This window comes from Mycolicibacterium alvei, from assembly GCF_010727325.1.
Lineage (GTDB): Bacteria > Actinomycetota > Actinomycetes > Mycobacteriales > Mycobacteriaceae > Mycobacterium > Mycobacterium alvei.
In genome coordinates this window covers 610,009-627,288 of the sequence record NZ_AP022565.1, presented here as the reverse complement: position 1 = coordinate 627,288, position 17,280 = coordinate 610,009, and the positions used below count along the sequence as shown (strand labels likewise).

19 protein-coding genes are annotated in these 17,280 nt (G+C 66.9%); 8 read left to right on the top strand and 11 right to left on the bottom strand.

The annotated features are described in order from the left end of the window. Positions 1 to 9: 9 nt before the first annotated feature. On the top strand, positions 10 to 1,923 hold the full coding sequence (locus G6N44_RS02915; protein WP_163660962.1) for an ABC transporter ATP-binding protein/permease: 1,914 nt from the start codon (positions 10 to 12) through the stop codon (positions 1,921 to 1,923). On the opposite strand, the gene G6N44_RS02910 is transcribed toward G6N44_RS02915, so the two are convergent. From G6N44_RS02910 to G6N44_RS02890, 5 genes are all read right to left on the bottom strand, one after another. Then, entirely contained in the window at positions 1,920 to 3,416 is a 1,497-nt protein-coding gene (locus G6N44_RS02910) for an FAD-binding protein (RefSeq protein ID WP_163660960.1), read from the bottom strand. The genes G6N44_RS02915 and G6N44_RS02910 overlap by 4 nt on opposite strands. Further along, positions 3,413 to 3,907, bottom strand: a complete 495-nt coding sequence (locus G6N44_RS02905) for a VOC family protein (RefSeq protein WP_163660958.1) — start codon at positions 3,905 to 3,907, stop codon at positions 3,413 to 3,415. The genes G6N44_RS02910 and G6N44_RS02905 overlap by 4 nt, the downstream gene beginning before the upstream one ends. 56 nt (positions 3,908 to 3,963) lie before the next feature. After that, complete coding sequence (locus G6N44_RS02900; RefSeq protein ID WP_235683036.1) at positions 3,964 to 4,599, bottom strand: Rv1815 family serine proteinase; 636 nt, start codon at positions 4,597 to 4,599, stop codon at positions 3,964 to 3,966. Between the two features lie 225 nt (positions 4,600 to 4,824). Beyond that, entirely contained in the window at positions 4,825 to 5,418 is a 594-nt protein-coding gene (locus G6N44_RS02895) for a LysM peptidoglycan-binding domain-containing protein (protein ID WP_163660956.1), read from the bottom strand. Between the two features lie 151 nt (positions 5,419 to 5,569). Beyond that, a complete protein-coding gene (locus G6N44_RS02890; RefSeq protein ID WP_163660954.1) occupies positions 5,570 to 6,475 on the bottom strand; it encodes a sterol desaturase family protein in 906 nt (301 codons plus the stop codon). Positions 6,476 to 6,551: 76 nt separating this feature from the next. Between G6N44_RS02890 and G6N44_RS02885 the strand changes: the two genes are divergently transcribed. Next, positions 6,552 to 6,887 (top strand): DMT family transporter, encoded by a 336-nt coding sequence (locus G6N44_RS02885; RefSeq protein ID WP_163660952.1) that lies wholly within the window; start codon positions 6,552 to 6,554, stop codon positions 6,885 to 6,887. Beyond that, the gene (locus tag G6N44_RS02880; RefSeq protein WP_163669521.1) at positions 6,887 to 7,222 is read left to right on the top strand and encodes a DMT family transporter; all 336 of its coding nucleotides are present in this window, start codon (positions 6,887 to 6,889) and stop codon (positions 7,220 to 7,222) included. Before G6N44_RS02885 ends, G6N44_RS02880 begins: the two co-directional genes overlap by 1 nt. On the opposite strand, the gene G6N44_RS02875 is transcribed toward G6N44_RS02880, so the two are convergent. Genes G6N44_RS02875 through G6N44_RS02865 form a run of 3 tightly spaced genes read right to left on the bottom strand, consistent with a single transcriptional unit; the run spans position 7,115 to position 9,929 of the window. Beyond that, positions 7,115 to 8,383, bottom strand: coding sequence for an MFS transporter (locus G6N44_RS02875; protein WP_163660950.1), 1,269 nt, complete (start codon positions 8,381 to 8,383; stop codon positions 7,115 to 7,117). The two genes, G6N44_RS02880 and G6N44_RS02875, sit on opposite strands and share 108 nt — an antisense overlap. Before the next feature lie 29 nt (positions 8,384 to 8,412). After that, positions 8,413 to 9,321 carry an SDR family NAD(P)-dependent oxidoreductase gene (locus G6N44_RS02870; protein WP_163660948.1) on the bottom strand — a complete coding sequence of 303 codons (909 nt, stop codon included), beginning with the start codon at positions 9,319 to 9,321 and terminating at the stop codon, positions 8,413 to 8,415. Then, the gene (locus G6N44_RS02865; RefSeq protein WP_163660946.1) at positions 9,318 to 9,929 is read right to left on the bottom strand and encodes a TetR/AcrR family transcriptional regulator; all 612 of its coding nucleotides are present in this window, start codon (positions 9,927 to 9,929) and stop codon (positions 9,318 to 9,320) included. Before G6N44_RS02865 ends, G6N44_RS02870 begins: the two co-directional genes overlap by 4 nt. An 85-nt stretch (positions 9,930 to 10,014) precedes the next feature. Between G6N44_RS02865 and malQ the strand changes: the two genes are divergently transcribed. The 4 genes from malQ to G6N44_RS02845 all read left to right on the top strand — a co-directional run bounded on the left by malQ (position 10,015) and on the right by G6N44_RS02845 (position 14,754). Next, positions 10,015 to 12,156 (top strand): 4-alpha-glucanotransferase, encoded by a 2,142-nt coding sequence (malQ, locus tag G6N44_RS02860; RefSeq protein WP_163660945.1) that lies wholly within the window; start codon positions 10,015 to 10,017, stop codon positions 12,154 to 12,156. Positions 12,157 to 12,235: 79 nt separating this feature from the next. Further along, a complete protein-coding gene (locus G6N44_RS02855; protein WP_163660943.1) occupies positions 12,236 to 12,646 on the top strand; it encodes a hypothetical protein in 411 nt (136 codons plus the stop codon). 72 nt (positions 12,647 to 12,718) lie between these two features. Next, positions 12,719 to 13,618 (top strand): metal-dependent hydrolase, encoded by a 900-nt coding sequence (locus G6N44_RS02850; protein WP_163660941.1) that lies wholly within the window; start codon positions 12,719 to 12,721, stop codon positions 13,616 to 13,618. Positions 13,619 to 13,638: 20 nt separating this feature from the next. Then, the gene (locus G6N44_RS02845; protein WP_372508176.1) at positions 13,639 to 14,754 is read left to right on the top strand and encodes a PDR/VanB family oxidoreductase; all 1,116 of its coding nucleotides are present in this window, start codon (positions 13,639 to 13,641) and stop codon (positions 14,752 to 14,754) included. A gap of 4 nt (positions 14,755 to 14,758) precedes the next feature. Here G6N44_RS02845 and G6N44_RS02840 read toward each other — a convergent pair whose 3' ends face one another. Then, positions 14,759 to 15,256 carry an NUDIX hydrolase gene (locus G6N44_RS02840; protein WP_163660939.1) on the bottom strand — a complete coding sequence of 166 codons (498 nt, stop codon included), beginning with the start codon at positions 15,254 to 15,256 and terminating at the stop codon, positions 14,759 to 14,761. A gap of 199 nt (positions 15,257 to 15,455) precedes the next feature. Between G6N44_RS02840 and G6N44_RS02835 the strand changes: the two genes are divergently transcribed. Then, on the top strand, positions 15,456 to 15,755 hold the full coding sequence (locus G6N44_RS02835; protein ID WP_163660937.1) for a hypothetical protein: 300 nt from the start codon (positions 15,456 to 15,458) through the stop codon (positions 15,753 to 15,755). A 51-nt stretch (positions 15,756 to 15,806) separates the two neighbouring features. On the opposite strand, the gene G6N44_RS02830 is transcribed toward G6N44_RS02835, so the two are convergent. Then, a complete protein-coding gene (locus tag G6N44_RS02830; protein ID WP_163660935.1) occupies positions 15,807 to 16,370 on the bottom strand; it encodes a hypothetical protein in 564 nt (187 codons plus the stop codon). Between the two features lie 71 nt (positions 16,371 to 16,441). Then, positions 16,442 to 17,242, bottom strand: a complete 801-nt coding sequence (locus tag G6N44_RS02825; RefSeq protein WP_163660933.1) for a ketosteroid isomerase family protein — start codon at positions 17,240 to 17,242, stop codon at positions 16,442 to 16,444. Positions 17,243 to 17,280: the final 38 nt, after the last annotated feature.

The window sequence follows — 17,280 nt, the reverse complement described above, 5'->3', positions numbered from 1 at the left end:
TGCCCGAGTATGGAGATGTTCACCCAGTCTCTGGACTGGGGCAACGAGATCCTGGCGTCGATGTGGTGGGTCGCCAAGGCCTGGGCGATCGGTGCGGTGGCCCTGGTCTTCGCGGTGGCCGTGCTGGCGCGTCTCACCACGTGGGGCCGTCAGTTCTGGCGGGTCACCGGCGGCTATTTCCTTGGCCGCGAAAGCATTCCGGTGTGGGGACTGCTGGGTGTGCTGCTCCTTTCGGTGATGTTCTCGGTGCGTATGGATGTGCTGTTCAGCTACTACGTCAACGACCAGACCACGGCGCTGCAGGTGGCGTTCTCCGGCGCCGGTTCGGGAAACGACGCGGTCCGCAGCTCGGGAATCGACGGCTTCTGGCATTCCATCCTGATCTTCGGGCTGCTGGTGACCGTCGACATCACCCGCACCTTGCTCGACCTGTATCTCATGCAGTACTTCATCGTGCGCTGGCGGGTCTGGCTCACCCACCGACTCACCGGCGACTGGCTCGATCAACGGGCCTACTACCGCGGCCGATTCATCGGCGGCTTCGGCGGAACTCCGATCGACAACCCGGATCAGCGCATCCAGCAGGACATCGACGTGTTCACCACCGGCACCGGACCCGAAACCAACACACCGACCGTCGCCACTGCGCAGACCCTGTTGTTCGGGTCGGTCTACTCGCTCGTCTCGGTCGTGGCGTTCACACCGATCCTGTGGAATCTGTCCGGCCCCTTGACGTTTCTGGGCGTCACCGTGCCCAAGGCGTTGTTCTGGATCGCGCTGCTGTGGGTGGCGATCACGACCGTCGTGGCGATCTGGATCGGCAGGCCGATCATTCGTCTGACCTTCCGCAACTCGTTGACCAACGCCGCATTCCGGTACGCACTCGTGCGTGTCCGCGACGGCGCCGAAGCGGTCGGCTTTTATCACGGTGAACGCACCGAACGTGGCACGCTGTCAGACCGGTTCGACAAGGTCATCACCAACTACCGGCGACTCGTCCTGCGGGGCGTGGCGTTCCTCGGCTGGAACCGGTCCATCAACCAGATCATCGATCCGCTCCCGTTGATCGTTCAGGCGCCGCGGTTGTTCGCGGGCCAGATCACCTACGGCGACGCCCTGCAGTCGGCCAATGCGTTCAACCGGGTGCAGACGTCGCTGAGCTTCTTCCGCTCGGTGTACGACGCATTCGCCGGATATCGGGCTGCGATCATTCGCCTCGACGGACTGGTGAGCGCAAACGAACAGGCAAGGGCGCTACCACGATTGGATACCGGGGTGAGCGCCTGCGGCGGGGTCGAACTCGAGGACGTCGAGGTGCGGTCGCCCGATGGGGAGCTGCTGCTGCACGACCTCGACATGCGATTGGCCCCCGGCGATTCGCTGGTCATCACCGGACCGTCCGGTACCGGGAAGACGACACTGCTGCGCAGCCTGGCCCGGCTGTGGCCGTACGGATCGGGGACGGTGCGCTACCCCGAACAGGGTGAGGTCATGTTCCTGTCCCAACTCCCCTATGCCCCACTGGGCGATCTCCGCACCGTGGTCTGTTATCCCGCACCGGCGGGTACCTACGGCGACAACGAGATCCGGGCCGCGCTCGATGCGGTCGCCCTGGGAAATCTGACCTCTCGCCTCGATGAGGACACCGATTGGGGAAAGGTGCTGTCCCCGGGCGAACAGCAACGGATCGCGTTCGCCCGGGTGCTGCTGGCCAGGCCGGCAGCGGTATTCCTCGACGAGGCCACCTCGGCGCTCGATGCCGGTCAGCAGTACGCGTTGTACTCGACCCTGCGCAGCGAGCTACCCGACTGCATCGTGGTCAGCATCAGCCATCGGGACAGCGTGAACCGGCTCCACGACCGTCGCCTGGAACTGCTCGGCGGCGGTCGTTGGGAGCTCACACCGGTCGGCTTGCCGACTTAACGTGTCGCGGCGTGCGTACCGGCGCGGCGCCCGAAGAACGACCCTTCCCCGAGCTGTACACCGCTGGCGTAGCCCTCGCCGTCCTGAGCGATGTTGGACGCGCAGGCCCCCGCTGCGTACAGACCCGGGATGACACTTCCGTCCTGCCGCAGTACCTCGCCGTCGATAGAGACCGTCAGCCCGCCCATCGTGAATCCCGAGTACATGGCGATGCCGAGGGAGAGGTCGAACGCCGCATACGGACCCTTGCGCTGTTCGGCGATGTAGTCGGGTTGCTTGTGGAAATCGGGGTCCTCACCCTTGGCCGCGTACTCGTTGTAACGGTCCAGGGTGGCCGCCAGGTTGCCCGCCGGGATGCCCAGTGCCTCTTCGGTTTCGGCGATCGTCTCGTAGCCGTCGATGAATTTGATGAGCGGCAGGGCCGGCATCTCCATGTGCTCCTCATCCACGATCAGGTAGGCCTGCTGATCGGGTTGTCGCAGGACGAACGCCGAGGTACGCGAATGGTAGGAGTCCTCGGCGACGAAGCGCTGACCCTGATTGTTGACGATCACACCGGTCAACAGGACCTCGGGAGGGTAGGCCGCGGCGGTGATGAACAACTGGTCCATCCCGTTGGCCACGCCGCCTGCCGCGACACCCATCCGGATGCCCAGGCCATCGTCGTTGGGATTGCCCAGGATGTAGGGCTCCACCTCGCCGTGATGCTTGGTGCGGCGTTTCTTGCCGAGCGCCGGCGTGTATTCGGCGACCATCTCGGGGTTCATCGCGAATCCCCCGGCGGTGATGATGACCGATTTCGCTTTGACACAACCGGTTTCGCCGAAGTGCTTCCACTTCACCCCGACCACCGGGCGGTCATCCGCAGCACCGTCGACGATCAGGTTGGTCGCCCCGACCTCATAGCGGATCGTGACGCCCAGCGTCTCAGCGCGTTTGAGCAGGAGGTCGATCACCATCGCCGCGCCGCCCAGTTCACCGGGCACGGGGACAGAGTGGCCGCGGGGCGCCGGTTCGGCCTGCTCGGTGAACGGCCACACCTTCTCGTTGCCGGTGTAGGACAGCCCCTCGGTGCCCGGCGGCACCACCACCTTGCCCGGATAAAAACTGCGCTCGAACTGAAAGCCCAGTGCCTCAAGCCAATTGAAGTGTTCGACGCTACCGTCGCTGTAGGCGCGGATCTTGTCAAGATCGGGTTCGCGCGAGACGGCGACCAGATACTTGTACATCTCTTCGGCGGTGTCGGGGTGCCCGGTGGCCTCCTGCACCGCGGTGCCGCCACCGAGATAGAAGTGCCCACCGGCCATCGCGGTGGTGCCGCCGGCTGCGGCAGCCTTCTCCAGCACCAGAACCCGGGCTCCCTGCGCCGCGGCACTGACCGCCGCGCATCCTCCGGCGATGCCGAATCCGACCACCACGACGTCGAACTCGTCGGACCAGGATTCGATGGCGTCGACCTCGGAGGCCTCTAGCACCTCGGGGATTTCCTTCACTGCTGCTCCTGTTTCACATACTCGAAGAACGCCCGGATCTCGGGCGGAATGTAAGCGATCTCCAGATAGGGCACCCCGGCGCCTGCGGCCGACAGGTAGGCGAATCTCATTCCCCCGGGCATCTCGCCCTGGCACACCACCGGCGTCCCCTCGCCTTCGGCGTCGCGCAGCCGCTCCTCGAACGTCTCCGCGTCAGCCGCTTCGATGCAGATGTGGTGCAGACCCGCGCCGTGCCGTTCGAGGAACTCGGCATAGATGCTCTCGCCGCTGACCGGAGCGATCAGTTCCAGCTGGGTGTCACCGGCGTAGCTTAGCGAGATGTCGGCCACGAAATCGGCCGGCCGGCCGTGGTGGCGGCAGGTCTCCGGGCTGAAATGCACCGCGGGCATCCGCACCCACCGTCGCGCCCCCAGCATGGCGGTCAGTGCCCGTTCGGTTGCATCCAGATCAGCGGTAACCCAGGCGATCTGGACAGGTGTCTGATTAAGCATCGCCATGAGGATATCGCCCACCCGGCGGGATGGCTAGAACGTGTTCTAGTTAGTGGTCAGGGCTGTCCCACCAGGTTCGACACCTCGCCGGCGGGCAACCCGCCACCGCGGGCCTGCCCACTGACGTTCTGCCAGGACACGGCGGCCGGAAAGGTACCCCAGGTGCTGTTGAACATGCCCACGATGGCGGCACTGCCATCCGGGGTGAGCACGTACACCGGGCCACCCGAATCGCCCTTCTGGCTGACCACACCGTTGGCCATGGTGAACCAGCCGTTGTTGACGGCCTGGATGGTGCCGCAGCTCTCACCGGTCACCACACCGAAGTGACAGACCGGCGCACCCGGCGTCGGAACCACCGCGGGATCCTCCACCAGCATCCGCCCACCTGGCAGGATGTTGTTCACCGCGACGTCAGCGGCCAATTGGATGGTCTCCCAATCGGAGATCATGTAGTTGGTGTCGACCGTGGCACCGTCGGGCGTGTTGTCCTGGAAAGACCCCTGGTGCCCGATGAAATTGCCGTCCCGGTCCCCCACCGACCCGCCGCCCCGGCAATGGCCCGCGGTGAAGCCGACGCGGCTCATCGGGTCGACGTAACCCAGTGTGCAGACGTTCGTGCCCTGCCTGATCTCCATACCCGGGTACACCAGCGAACCCGCGGCGGCCGCCGCCGGCACCGGACACACCATCAGGCCCGCCACCGGAACCCCGGCCAGCACCCGCATCACCCCACCTAGCCACCTACTCACAGCCGACCTCCCTCGCTGCACGGACGTGGTGAACGTCACCCTACTGACATCAATATCGGTCAGGTGGCAACTTCGTTACCGGCGGTCCGCCTATCCCGTGCCATCCATCGGCAGAAACAACGAACGGCCCGGACCATCGAGGTCCGGGCCGTGCGTCTGTTCAGGTCAAGGAATCGTCAGGACCTGGCCGGGGTGGATCAGGTCGGGATTGGAGATCCCGCTGGCATCAGCGATCTGCTGGTACTTGTTGCCATCCCCGTAGAACCGCTCGGAGATCGCCCAGAGAGTATCGCCGGAGACCACGGTGTAGGTCCGCGGTTCGGGCGCGGGCGGGGGTGGCGGCGGCGCGGCCGGCTCAGCAGCGGCAACCGGCTCCTCGACAGCAGCCGGGGCGACGTCGGCCTCGGGCGCCGGCGGCGGCGGCTCGGAGGTCGCGGTCTCGGACGACCACGCGGGGCCGTCCGCGGCGTACAGCACCAGGTTGCGGTCGTCCTGGAGGACCAGCTTGACGTCCTTCTTGCCCTTGGTGTCGGTGTGCCACACCGGCTTCTCGGAGGTGTACAGCACGAAGTTGCCGTCGGTCTGCACCTCGGCCCGCACCACGTCCTGGCCGTTGGTGGAAGTCGACCAGACCGCTTGGCCACGCGCCTCCAACACGAGGTTGCCGTCATCCTGCAAAGTCAGCGTGTACGCGCCGTTGTTGGAGGTGAGCGAACCACCCTTCTCCAGCTTCTGACCTTCGGTGAGTGTGTCTCCCACGCAATGCCCCTTTCGTGACCGTGATCCGGGTGAAGGCACCCGGGCGCTGTTGACCTTACTGATTTCACGTTTGCTTTGGCGGGATTCAGCTCGGCGCGAATTCAAACGCCGCGCAAACACTGGGAAACGCCGGGAATCTTCACGCGCCCGGTTAGCCGACCGGCTGGATTCGCCGAACCTCGGCGGGCTGCCAGCCCGGTGGGCCGAAGACGTAGCCCAGCCGGTCACGCCACCGGCCGGCCCGCCGCACGTCGCGGGCGATCGCCACATATTCGTGGGTCTGCAGCTTCCAGATGTTGAAGGTGTCCACCTGCTTGGTCAGCCCGTAGTGCGGGCGGAACACTTCCGGCTGGAACGTGCCGAACATCCGGTCCCAGATGATGAGGATGCCGCCGTAGTTGCGGTCCAGATACAGCTGATCGCGGCCGTGGTGCACCCGATGATGAGACGGGGTATTGAAGATGAATTCGATTGGCCGCCACAACTTTCCGACTCGTTCAGTGTGCACCCAAAATTGATAGACCAGGTTCAGCGAAAAGCTCGTGAACACCAGCCAGGGTGGGATGCCGAGCAGCGGCAAAGGAATCCAGATCAGGATCTCACCGCTGTTGTTCCATTTCTGACGCAGCGCGGTGGCGAAGTTGTAGTACTCACTCGAGTGGTGGGCCTGATGCGTCGCCCAGATCAACCGCACCCGGTGCGCAATCCGGTGGTAGGCGTAGAACAGCAGATCCACCCCGACGATCGCGATCACCCAGGTGTACCAACGGTTCCCGGGTAAGTGCCATGGCGCCAGATAGGCATAGATGGCCGCATAACCCAACAGCGCCAGCAGTTTCCATCCGCCCATGGTGAGGATGGAGACCAAACCCATCGAGATACTCGTCCATGCGTCGCGGGCGTTGAACGCGCCTGCCGGTTCCCGCTGCGATTCGATGTGCTGCAGGCGCCGGGCGGCAACCCATTCCACGGTCAACAACACCAGGAAGAACGGGATCGCGAAGAAAACCGGATCGCGCATCGGCGGGGGCAGAAAGTCCAGGACGGACCCGGTCATGCGGACTCCTCGGTGAAGCTGGGGCGAACTCCCCCACGGTACTCACCCGTCGGCGGGGCTCGGCTAGGTTTGTCCGGTGCAGAAGTGGGCGTTGCTGATCGCGGCTGTCATCGCCGAGGTCGCGGCCACGCTGTCGCTGCGCGCATCCCAGGACCATGCGGGGTGGCTGGTGCTGGTGGTGGCCGGTTATCTGACCGCATTCCTGTTGCTGACCCTGGTGCTGCGGGCGGGCATGCCCGTCGGTGTCGCCTATGGCATCTGGGGTGCGCTGGGTACCGCAGCGACGGCGGTGCTGGCCGCGGCGTTGTTCGGCGATCCGTTCACCTGGCCGATTGTGGCCGGTATCGGTCTGATCATCGCCGGCGTGCTGCTGGTCGAGCTCGGGTCACGCCCGCGTCAGGCGGAGTCATGATGTGGCTGGCCCTGACCGGGGCGATCCTGGTCGAGGTGTGTGCCACGCTCGGGTTGCGGGCGTCGGACGGCTTCCGCCGCAAGGTGTGGATCGCGCCGGTGATCGCCGGGTACGTGCTGTCGTTCTACCTGCTGTGGCTGGCCCTGTCGTCGGGGGTGCCGGTGGGCATCGCCTACGGCATCTGGACCGCGTGCGGGGTCGCGCTGGTCGCCGTCATCGCCAAATTCCTATTCGGCGAACCGTTGACCCCGGTGATGCTGCTCGGTATCGCGCTCATCGTGTCGGGTGTGTTCACGATCGAGCTGGCCGGTATCGGCCCCGGAACGACGCACTGACGACGGCCGTTTCGGCAGTACCCCGGCCAGCAGGGCGGCGGCCAGCCCGGCCAGAGGCACGACCAGAAGGCCGACCCGCAGCCCGGCGGCATCGGCGACCAGCCCGACCAGCAGTGGCGCACCGAAGAACCCCACCCGCATGAGCCAGGTGACCACGGTCAGCCCGGTCCCCGGTCGCAGGCCCGGCAGCTGATCGGCGCCGTGCATCGCGGCCGGCACCAGCGTGGCCACCCCGAGGCCCGCCAGCGCGAAGCCGGCGATCGTGGTGGCGATGTTCGGGACAACCAGTGCGGTCCCCATCCCGGCGGCGGCGATGAGTCCGCCCACCCGCGCCACGGCAGCCTCGCCGAATCGGTCGACCAGCCGATCGCCGATCAACCTCCCGACGAACATGAACCCGACGAGCGCGATGTACCCGAAGACCGCCAGGGCCGGCGGGGTGTGCAGGCTGTCGCGCAGATACAGGGTGGCCCAGGAACTTCCGGCGTCCTCGACCGTGGCGCCTGCGATGGCGATCAGCACCAGGGCCAGCAGGATCAGATAGATCCGTGGACCGGCGCGGGTCCCGGCCGGGGCGTGTGCCGCGCGATGTTCGTCATGGTCGGGTCCGGGCAACAGGTAGCGGTAGGCCACCAGGGCCACCGCGCTCAACAGCACGGCGATCACCGAGAGGTGGACGGCGCGCGGGATCCCCAAGGCGATGGCACCGGCACCGGTGAGACCGCCCAAGATCGCCCCGGCGGCCCACACCGCATGCAGTGAGTTGATGATCGATCGGCCGTGTGCGCGCTGCAACCGCAGCCCGTGGGCGTTCTGCGCGACATCGACCACCGCATCGCAGGAGCCGGCCAGGAACAGCGCGGCCGCCAGCGTCAGCGGTGTACTCGCCACACCGGCCATGACGACGAAGGCGGCCAGCGCCACGGTGCCGATGACCGCCACGCGCGCGCTGTGGAACCGTCGAATCAGCGTCGCCGCAGCCAATCCTGCGACCAGCGCGCCACCGGAGAACGAGGCGACGGCCGCCCCGTACACCGCATTGCTCAGGTGAAGATCGGTCTTGATCTCCGGATAGCGTGGCAGCAGATTGGCGAAGATCGCGCCGTTGGTCAGGAACAGCGCCCCGACCGCGATCCGGGCCCGGCGCAACGTCGATGCCACTGAGCCGACACTACTGCGCGCCCTCTGGGTCAGCCGACCGCCGATACCAGCCGTTCACTGACCTGCCACAGGTCGGCGGCCTTGGCCCCGTCATAGGAATCACGCGAGGACCGGATCCGGCGACTCCCTTCGAAGTACGCGCCGGTGACGCCGTCGAGGTCCGGACCGGCCACCAGGGCGGCGAGGTTGGCTCCGGAGCGTCGAGGGCTGTTGACATTGGGCAGTATCCGCAGGGCAGGCATGAACAGACGCCAGGCCATTCGCTGAACGCCCGAGTAATCCCTGGCCAGCCCCGAGCCCGGCATCAGGCCCGGATCGAACGCGTTGACCGTGATTCCGCGGGCACCGTGGCCCAGCCGCCGGTCCAACTCGTAGCTGAACAACAGGTTGCACAGTTTGGAGGTGGTGTAGCGACGCCGGCCCTCCTCGCCGGTGAGTCCGCCCGGCGGCGGGCTGAGCAGGTCGTCAGCCGTGGTGTAGCGGGGCGCCGGCATACCGGTGAACTTGTCCGGATCGTGGGTGCCGCTGCTGACCACCACGATCCGTGCCGGTGTGGCCAAGCGCTCGAGCAGGTGCTGTACCAGGGCGAAATGACCGAGATGGTTGACGCCGAACGTCATTTCGTAGCCGTCCGCGGTCGCCTGCGAACCCGCAACCATCTGCAGCCCGGCATTGCAGACCAGCGCGGTCACCGGCGGCACGTCCAATCGCGGCAATCTGCCGGCAAAGTCGTGCACCGACCGCAGCGAGGCCAGATCGAGTTCACTGACCGTGACACGGCCGGGGCTGCCGAGCCGCTCCGCCGCGTCGGCGCCACGTTCGGCATCGCGCACGGCCAGCACCACGTGCCACCCCGGATCGGATTCCAGCAGGGCACGCGCACATTCGAATCCAAGCCCGGTGTTCGCGCCCGTGATGATCGCGGTCTTGTCGCTCACTGTTCGTCCTCCAGGAGTATCGGGACCAGAGCGGTGACGGCTTGCCACAGCCTCCGGTACATGCGCACGACGTCGGTGGTGTCGGGTTCGAGGTGGTTGGCGAAGAACACGCCGTCGGACTGCGCGACGGCGAAGGCGGTGAGTTCGGCGACCACCCGCTCGGCGCGCTGTGGCGGCAGTCCGTTGGGCAGCAGGCGGCGAACGGCGTCGGAGAATCGCGCGATCGCGGTGTCACGGACCCGGCGCACCACCTGCGTCACCGTCGGATCATCGCTGCGCTCCAGGGACAGCAGGTAGAGAATCCGCAGGAATTCGGGGCGCTGCGAATGCAGTTCGGCGAGGACCGCCAGTTGTTCGTCGATGCTGCCTTCGCTCGGTATCGCCGCGAAGAAAAGTTCGGCCCCACGGGCCATCACCGCGGCGAGGACGCCGTCCTTGGATCCGAAATGCCAGTAAATGGAGCTGGCCGGTAGGCCGCAGGCCTTTCGGATCTCGCTGATCGAGGTCGCGGCGTAACCGCGGGTGGCCATGAGCCGCTCGGTGGCCTCGAGGATCTGCTCCCGCGAATCCGCACCCTGCTGTTGTCGTCGGGTGGCCGGCTGGGTCATCTGTATCACCTGTCTGTAAGGATCGTTACAGACACCCTACAGCGGCCGTGAGCACGTGAGCCGAAGGTGCACCAAGATTGGCGTCATGACTTCTTCGTCGCCGGCCCTGCTGGAGTTGGCCCGTCGCTATGGCGTGGCCGCCGAGTTCGACGACTGGACCGGCTGCCGTACCGCTGTCGCGGCGTCCACTCTGGTCGCCGTCTTGGACGCGCTGGGCGTGAAAGCCGGCACCGAACGGGAGTGCGCGGACGCCTTGGCGGCGCACGACCGGCGGTACTGGCAGCAACGGCTGCCGCCGATCGTGCTGGGCCAGGCCGGGATGCCGTCGAGTTTCTGGGTCCACGTCACGCACGGGGATCCGGTGCACCTCGCACTGTCGCTCGAGGACGGCACCGAACGCGGCGACCTAAGGCAACTCGAAAACAACCGGCCCCCATACGATCTCGGCGACCGATTGGTCGGTGAGGCCACGTTCGAGCTGCCGGCGGATCTGCCGCTGGGCTATCACCGGCTGCGGTTGCGCGAGGGCGACTTCCATACCGAGACGCCCGTCGTGATCTCCCCCGCCGCCGTGGGCCTGCCCACCCGCCTGGACCGGCGTCGGGCCTGGGGTCTGGCAGTCCAGCTCTACAGCGTCCGCTCGCACCATTCGTGGGGCACCGGCGATCTCACCGACCTGACCGATCTGGCCGTATGGTCGGCCGCCGAGCACGGCGCCGGATTCATTCTGGTGAACCCACTGCACGCGGCCGCCCCCACGGCACCGATGGAGCCCTCGCCGTACCTTCCCACGTCGCGGCGTTTCGGCAATCCGCTCTACCTGCGGGTGGAGGCCATCACCGAATTCGCCTCGGTCCGACACCGCGGCCGCCTCCGCGGGCTGCGCACCACGGTCAACAAGCGCGCCGACCGCCGGGCGACCATCGACCGCGATGCGGCCTGGCAGGCCAAACGGACCGCACTGGAACAGGTGTACCGGGTTGAACGGTCGGCAGGCCGGGAGCGGGCGTATGCCGCCTACCGGTCCCGGCAGGGCCGCAGCCTGGAAGAGTTCGCGGTCTGGTGCGCGCTGGCCGAGCAGTACGGCGCCGACTGGCATGCCTGGCCGCGCGCGCTGCAACATCCGGGAAACCCGGAGGTCGCCGCGTTCGCCGCCGCCCATCCGGACGCCGTCGATTTCCACCGCTGGCTGCAGTGGGTTCTCGACGACCAACTCACCGCGGCGCAGGCCACTGCGGTGCAGGCGGGGATGACGCTGGGCATCGTGAGCGACCTCGCGGTCGGCGTCGATCCCGACGGTGCCGACGCCTGGGCCCTTCAGGACGTACTGGCCCTCGGGGTGACTGCCGGCGCCCCACCGGACGAGTTCAACCAACTCGGCCAGGATTGGTCGCAGCCTCCGTGGCGCCCGGACCGGCTCGCCGAGCAGGCTTACGAACCGTTCCGGGCGTCGGTCGAGATGGCGCTCCGGCACGCCGGCGGGGTCCGCATCGACCACATCATCGGCATGTTCCGGCTGTGGTGGATCCCGAAGGGCGCCGCGCCGACCGAAGGTACCTATGTGCGCTACGACCATGACGCGATGATCGGCATCATCGCGCTCGAGGCGCACCGGGCCGGCGCGCTCGTCGTGGGCGAGGATCTGGGCACGGTGGAGCCGTGGGTGCGGGATTACCTGCGCGAGCGGGGCCTGTTCGGCACCTCGATCCTGTGGTTCGAGTCGGACGGGTCCGGACAGCCGCTCCCCGCCGAACGCTGGCGTGAGTACTGCCTGTCCTCGGTGACCACGCATGACCTGCCGCCCACGCCCGGCTATCTGGCCGGCGAGCATGTGCGGTTACGGGAGGAGCTCGGCCTGCTCACCCGGTCTGCCGATCAGGAGTCGGCCGCCGACCGTGCCGCGCAGGCGGCCTGGCTCGACGAGCTTCGCCGGGTCGGCCTGCTCGGACCCGACCCGGATACCGATCAGATCGTGACGGCGCTGTACCGGTACCTGTCCCGAACCCCGTCGAAGCTGCTGGCGCTGTCGCTTGCCGATGCGGTCGGCGAGTTGCGCACCCAGAATCAGCCGGGGACCACCGACGAGTACCCGAACTGGCGGATCCCGCTGGCCGGTCCGGACGGCCGACGACTGCTACTCGAAGACGTGTTCGCCGATCCGCGGGCAGCCGCATTGAGCGAGGTGGTGGCCGGGATCACCGGACACCGAGACGGGACCGGGATGTAACGCTTCTGGCCCCTGCTCCGGTTTCACAATCGTCACCGCTGCGATATGTTCGCAAACGCACCCGACTGACGGAGTTCACGTGAAGAAGCTTGTTGCACTCGGCGGCGGTTTGCTTGCCGCCGGTTCGCTGGCCCTGATGGCCCCGGGCACGGCCACCTCACAGCCGAGCTCGACTTCGGTCAACGTCGTCGGCGAGCCGTATCTGAAGGCGCTGGCGATCCTGAGGAGCCAGGGCGTCAAGGCCACGTTCGGCGGCTCCTTCGGCAGCGCGCTGCCGCAGTCCGAATGCCTCGTCGATTCCCAGAAGGTCAACTCCAGCGGCAAGATGATCCTGACACTGGACTGCACCGAGGCCGCCGCCGAACAGTCCGCCGAATCGGCCGTACCCGGCGGCCCGAGGGTCGGCAGCAATGGCGTGACCACGGTGACGCCGACCCCGGTCGTTCCGATCGCCGGTGCCCCCGGCGCGGGTACTCCACCGCCGGCCTGACCGAACCCGGTACCGCTGTTCCCACCTAAATCCGTACACTGCTGAGAGTCCACTCATCCCAGGAGGCTCTCGATGTTGCGTCCGTTGCGGTTCGACAATGAGATCGACCCGGGCCCGGTACAGATCCAGGCCCGAAAAGTGCACTTCGATCTCGACGACATCCCGTTGCACTGGATCCCCGGTCATCCCGTGGCCTCGTCGATGGTGAACCTGTTCAATGTGGTGCTGCCGGTAGCCGAGCACTGGTTCGTCGCGACGTTCAACGAAGCGCTGCCGTACGTGCGCGATCCCAAGCTCGCCGATGACATGCGTGGCTTCATCGGTCAGGAAGCCACCCACGCCGAGACACACGATCAGGTGCTCGACGAGTTCTTCACCAGCCACGGGGTGGATTACCAGCCGGTGTTGTCGCTGGTGGAGCACGTGTTCACCAAGACACTGGCACCGTCGGACTCCCCCGATCCGCGCCGCAGGCTGGCCCACCTGTGCGATCGGCTGTGGCTGATCGCGGCTATCGAGCACTACACAGCGGTGCTGGGCGACTTCGTGCTGAACTGCTCCTGGGAGGACTACGCCGCCGACCCGACGATGACCGATCTGTTCCGCTGGCACGGCAGTGAAGAGGTCGAGCACCGCAGCGTGGCCCATGACGTCGCGGTCTATTTCCAGGACAGCTACTTCAGCCGGGTGCGCGCGATGTCGATCGCGGCGACGGCGGTCTACCTGTTCTTCCAGCGTGGCTGCTGGGCGATGGTGAAGAACGACCCGACCCTCGACATCGGCTGGTGGCGGATGAACAAGATGCGTATCCGCGATTCCAAGCTGGGACTGCTGCCCAAGTTCTCCCAGATGTTCGGCTCCCACACCCTGGCCTACTGTCGGCCGGGCTTCTCACCGGAGGAGATGGGGTCGACAGCCCAGGCGGTCGCGTACCTGGCGAGCTCGCCCGCGGCGCGGGCCGCCCACCTGTGACGGGCTCAGCCGTGCCGACGCTGTCACTGATATCCCGATATCGCCGCCTGCCGCCGAGCATCTCGGGCCGATTTCGGCATGATCCGATGCTCGGTGCCGCCGGTGCCGCCATCGCCACGATCTGGACGGTGGGCCGACTTGTCCGACGGCCGGCCCTGCCGCCGGAGCTGGACCGCACGATCACATTGAGCGTCGCCGGGCGGGAAGTGGTGGCCCATGACCAGGATGTCATCGCGCTCACCCTGACTGCGGCTGACGGCAGCCCGCTGCCGCAGTGGTATCCGGGTGCACACATCGACCTGCATCTGGCCAGCGGACGGGTACGGCAGTACTCGCTGTGCGGTGATCCCACAGTGACCGACAGCTATCGAATTGCGGTGCGGCGCATCCCCGATGGCGGCGGTGGCTCCGTCGAAGTGCACGACAGACTGCAGGTCGGCAGCCGGGTCAGCACCCACGGCCCGCGCAATGCGTTCGCCTTGACGGTGCCCGGTCACGGATCGCCCGCCCAGCGTTTCCGCTTCATCGCGGGCGGCATCGGCATCACCCCGATCCTGCCGATGCTCGGATTGGCGGCGCGACTGGGTGTCGACTGGTCGATGGTGTACGCCGGACGCAGTCGCGACAGCCTGCCGTTCCTGGGCGAACTCGCCCGGTTCGGCGACCGCATCGAGATCCGCACCGACGACGTCGACGGACAGCCCGGAGCCGACGACCTGCTCGGCGACTGCCCCGACGGCACCACCGTGTACGCCTGCGGTCCGGCCCCGATGTTGACCGGCATCCGGACCGCGCTCGCCGGCCGTGACGACGTGGAATTGCATTTCGAACGGTTCGCGGCGCCCCCGGTTGTCGACGGTGCGGAGTTCTCGGTGACCGTCGCCTCCACGGGCGCGACGGTGTCGGTGGGAGCCGACGAGACCCTGCTGGCGGCGTTGGGCCGGGCCGGGGTGAGTGCGCCGTACTCATGTCAGCAGGGGTTCTGTGGCACCTGTCGAATTCGAACCCTGCCCGGAACGGAGGGCACCGTACAGCACCGCGATACGTTGTTGACGGACCCGGAACGCGACGCCGGGTATCTGCTGACCTGCGTGTCGCGGGCAGAGGCGGGGCACCGGCTGACACTCGATCTCTGAGCCGCTACCTGGCCTCGGGATCGCCTTCTCCGTAGCCGGCCAGCTCGGGTGCGGCCATCAGCTCGTCCAACAGTGGGCGCTGCCCGCTCAGCAGCTTGGTACGGGCTACCGCCACCGAAACCCAGGCGACGCGGTCGATTTCGGGGAACTCGACGAGCCGCCCCGACCCCTTCGGCAGCTCGACGCTGAAGGTGTTGCTCACGGCCGTGGCGGGATCGAAGTCTCCGTGAACCGCGAACGCGGTGACCACCTTGCCGCCCGCCTGCCGCACCGGAGCCAGGTCAATGCGTGGCCCCACGGGCGGGGGCGAACCGAGTTCCTCGGTGAACTCGCGTTGCGCCGCTGACCATGGGTCCTCGCCGTCGACGTACTCCCCCTTGGGCACCGACCATGCCCCGGCGTCCTTGCGGGCCCAGAACGGTCCGCCCGGGTGGGCGATCAGCACCTCCACCTCGGACCCGGCGAGACGGTACAGCAGGACACCTGCGCTCAGCTTCGCCACACGGTGCACGCTACGCGGATGCTGAGTTGCCCGGTGTGACGCACCACTCGTCAATTCTTTTCGTCCGACCGGAATCTAAATTGTGAACTGCCGGTTACGCATTGGGTAACAGCAGAACGGAGCCGACGGCGGCGCCAGGGCGGGCGGCCGAAGTCGAAGCACAAGCGAAACAACAGAAGATCGAAAGAAGGCACCAAAGATGATGAGGATCGGATTTGGCACAGCACTTGCCGGCGCGGCCGCCACAGCGGTGATCGGCCTGGCCGCACCCGCCCAGTCGGCACCGACCGGCCCGGGCAACGCCCAGCAGACCATCGGCCAGTTACAGGCGCAGGGCTACACGGTGGTCGTCAACCACATCGGCTCCACTCCGTTGGACCAGGCGACGGTGGTGTCGGTACGGCAGGGCCAGACCTACAGTCGGACGGACTCCGGTAACCCGGGCGACAGCTTGCAGACCAATGTCGTCAACAAGACGGTCTATGTGGACGTGAAGTAAGCCGAGAAACTCCACGAAACCTCAAGGAGGGAAGCCTTTTTCGGGCGCTCGTCAGATCCCGCCCCAGGCGGAGTCGAGTTCCTTGGCGACATCGATCACCTTGGCCTGCTCCGACGCCGGGCTGTCGATCTCCCCGGCCACGTGCGCAGCGATGAAGCGTTTGATCTCCGCGTCGACACCCGCCAATATGCGCAGCACCTCGGCGCGCAGCGACGTGGAGGTGACGTGGATCGAGATGTCGGACGGCCGCGGCTTCTTGACATCGAGGATCAGCAGGAGCGGTTCGGCGGCCAACGCCGTGGCCCGCAGGGCGATCTCACCGAACACCATGAACTTGGGCCGGTCGATGCGCAGGTCGATCACCATGTCGATCTCCAGTGGAATCCGGATGGAGAACGTGATGGTTTCGCCCACGATGCGGTTCACCCGGGGTTTTTGGACCTTGACCCGCGCGGTGACCTTGGCGATTTTTCCCGGCCCCTGGGCCATCGGACCCATCTCGAACGCGTCGCCGGCGATCGAGCCGATGGCGTCGCCGACCCGGTCTTCCGACACCGCCACCTCGAAGAACCGTCGCCCGAATTCCTCGTAGGTGATGAAAGCGTGATCAGCCATGATCCTTCTACGGTCTCACGCCGGTATATCGGGATGGTGCAGCCGGGTCCCTGTGCGTGTCCATGCCGCATTCAGGTCGCGTCGGCGAAGTACCGCAATCGGGCGACCGTGCGAGGCCGGCTTGCCAGATCCGCGATCAGCACCGCCCGTCGACCGTCGCGGTCCAACCCGGCCACCAGACTCGACCCGGACGCGATCAGTTTGCGCCACGACGCACCCGAGGTGCGTTCCACCAACCCCGATGTGCTCAGGGGTGCGTCGTCGCCGGCGCAGATGACGGTGCCGGCGCCCAGCCGCCGCTGTAGCGCGACCGCGTCGCCGGCACACAGCTCGTCGAGCAATCCGGTCATGAGGCGCTTACCCGCGCGGCCCGCGCCGCCCATTCCCTGCGCGAACCCGAGTGCGCCCGAAGGCCCCTGGTTACGCAGCAGTGCCGTGCTCAGGCGGAGCCCGACCGGCACGGCGCCGAGACCGGCCCGGGCGAACTGCCCGATCATCGTGGGCAGCTCCCAGTACGCCTGCAGTTCGTCGATTCGCGGGCCTGCCGGGGCGGACGTCACCGCGTAGCGCAGGTAGGCGGGGATCCGCATGGTGACCGACGGGCTCATGACGACTTCGAGCTCGAGATCGCGGATCACCGTCGATCCGGCGACGATGTCGACGTCGCGGTGAAACGTGATGTCGCGCGGGGCGATGAAGGTGTCATAGAACCGCTCGATCTGGGCGGGTCCGCGGTGCGGCCGTGAGCCCACCGGATCTTCGACCTGTCCGCCCGCAGCGAACAGTCCCACCCATCCTTGACGGTCGTGCGCACCCGCTGCCTGCGGCGACAACTCGACGGTGGCTAACAGTTCGTCCTGTGTGAAGACCATATGGATCGTTTACCATCCCGCCCGGCGCCGCGTGCGCG

What these genes read in the sequence shown, in the direction of transcription:
- G6N44_RS02915 (WP_163660962.1), top strand. Translation starts at nt 10, where the DNA reads ATGGAGATGTTCACCCAGTCTCTGGACTGGGGCAACGAGATCCTGGCG.
- G6N44_RS02905 (WP_163660958.1), bottom strand. Translation starts at nt 3,907, where the DNA reads ATGCTTAATCAGACACCTGTCCAGATCGCCTGGGTTACCGCTGATCTG.
- G6N44_RS02900 (WP_235683036.1), bottom strand. Translation starts at nt 4,599, where the DNA reads ATGGTGTGTCCGGTGCCGGCGGCGGCCGCCGCGGGTTCGCTGGTGTAC.
- G6N44_RS02890 (WP_163660954.1), bottom strand. Translation starts at nt 6,475, where the DNA reads ATGACCGGGTCCGTCCTGGACTTTCTGCCCCCGCCGATGCGCGATCCG.
- G6N44_RS02880 (WP_163669521.1), top strand. Translation starts at nt 6,887, where the DNA reads ATGTGGCTGGCCCTGACCGGGGCGATCCTGGTCGAGGTGTGTGCCACG.
- G6N44_RS02865 (WP_163660946.1), bottom strand. Translation starts at nt 9,929, where the DNA reads ATGACCCAGCCGGCCACCCGACGACAACAGCAGGGTGCGGATTCGCGG.
- malQ (WP_163660945.1), top strand. Translation starts at nt 10,015, where the DNA reads ATGACTTCTTCGTCGCCGGCCCTGCTGGAGTTGGCCCGTCGCTATGGC.
- G6N44_RS02850 (WP_163660941.1), top strand. Translation starts at nt 12,719, where the DNA reads ATGTTGCGTCCGTTGCGGTTCGACAATGAGATCGACCCGGGCCCGGTA.
- G6N44_RS02835 (WP_163660937.1), top strand. Translation starts at nt 15,456, where the DNA reads ATGATGAGGATCGGATTTGGCACAGCACTTGCCGGCGCGGCCGCCACA.
- G6N44_RS02830 (WP_163660935.1), bottom strand. Translation starts at nt 16,370, where the DNA reads ATGGCTGATCACGCTTTCATCACCTACGAGGAATTCGGGCGACGGTTC.
- G6N44_RS02825 (WP_163660933.1), bottom strand. Translation starts at nt 17,242, where the DNA reads ATGGTCTTCACACAGGACGAACTGTTAGCCACCGTCGAGTTGTCGCCG.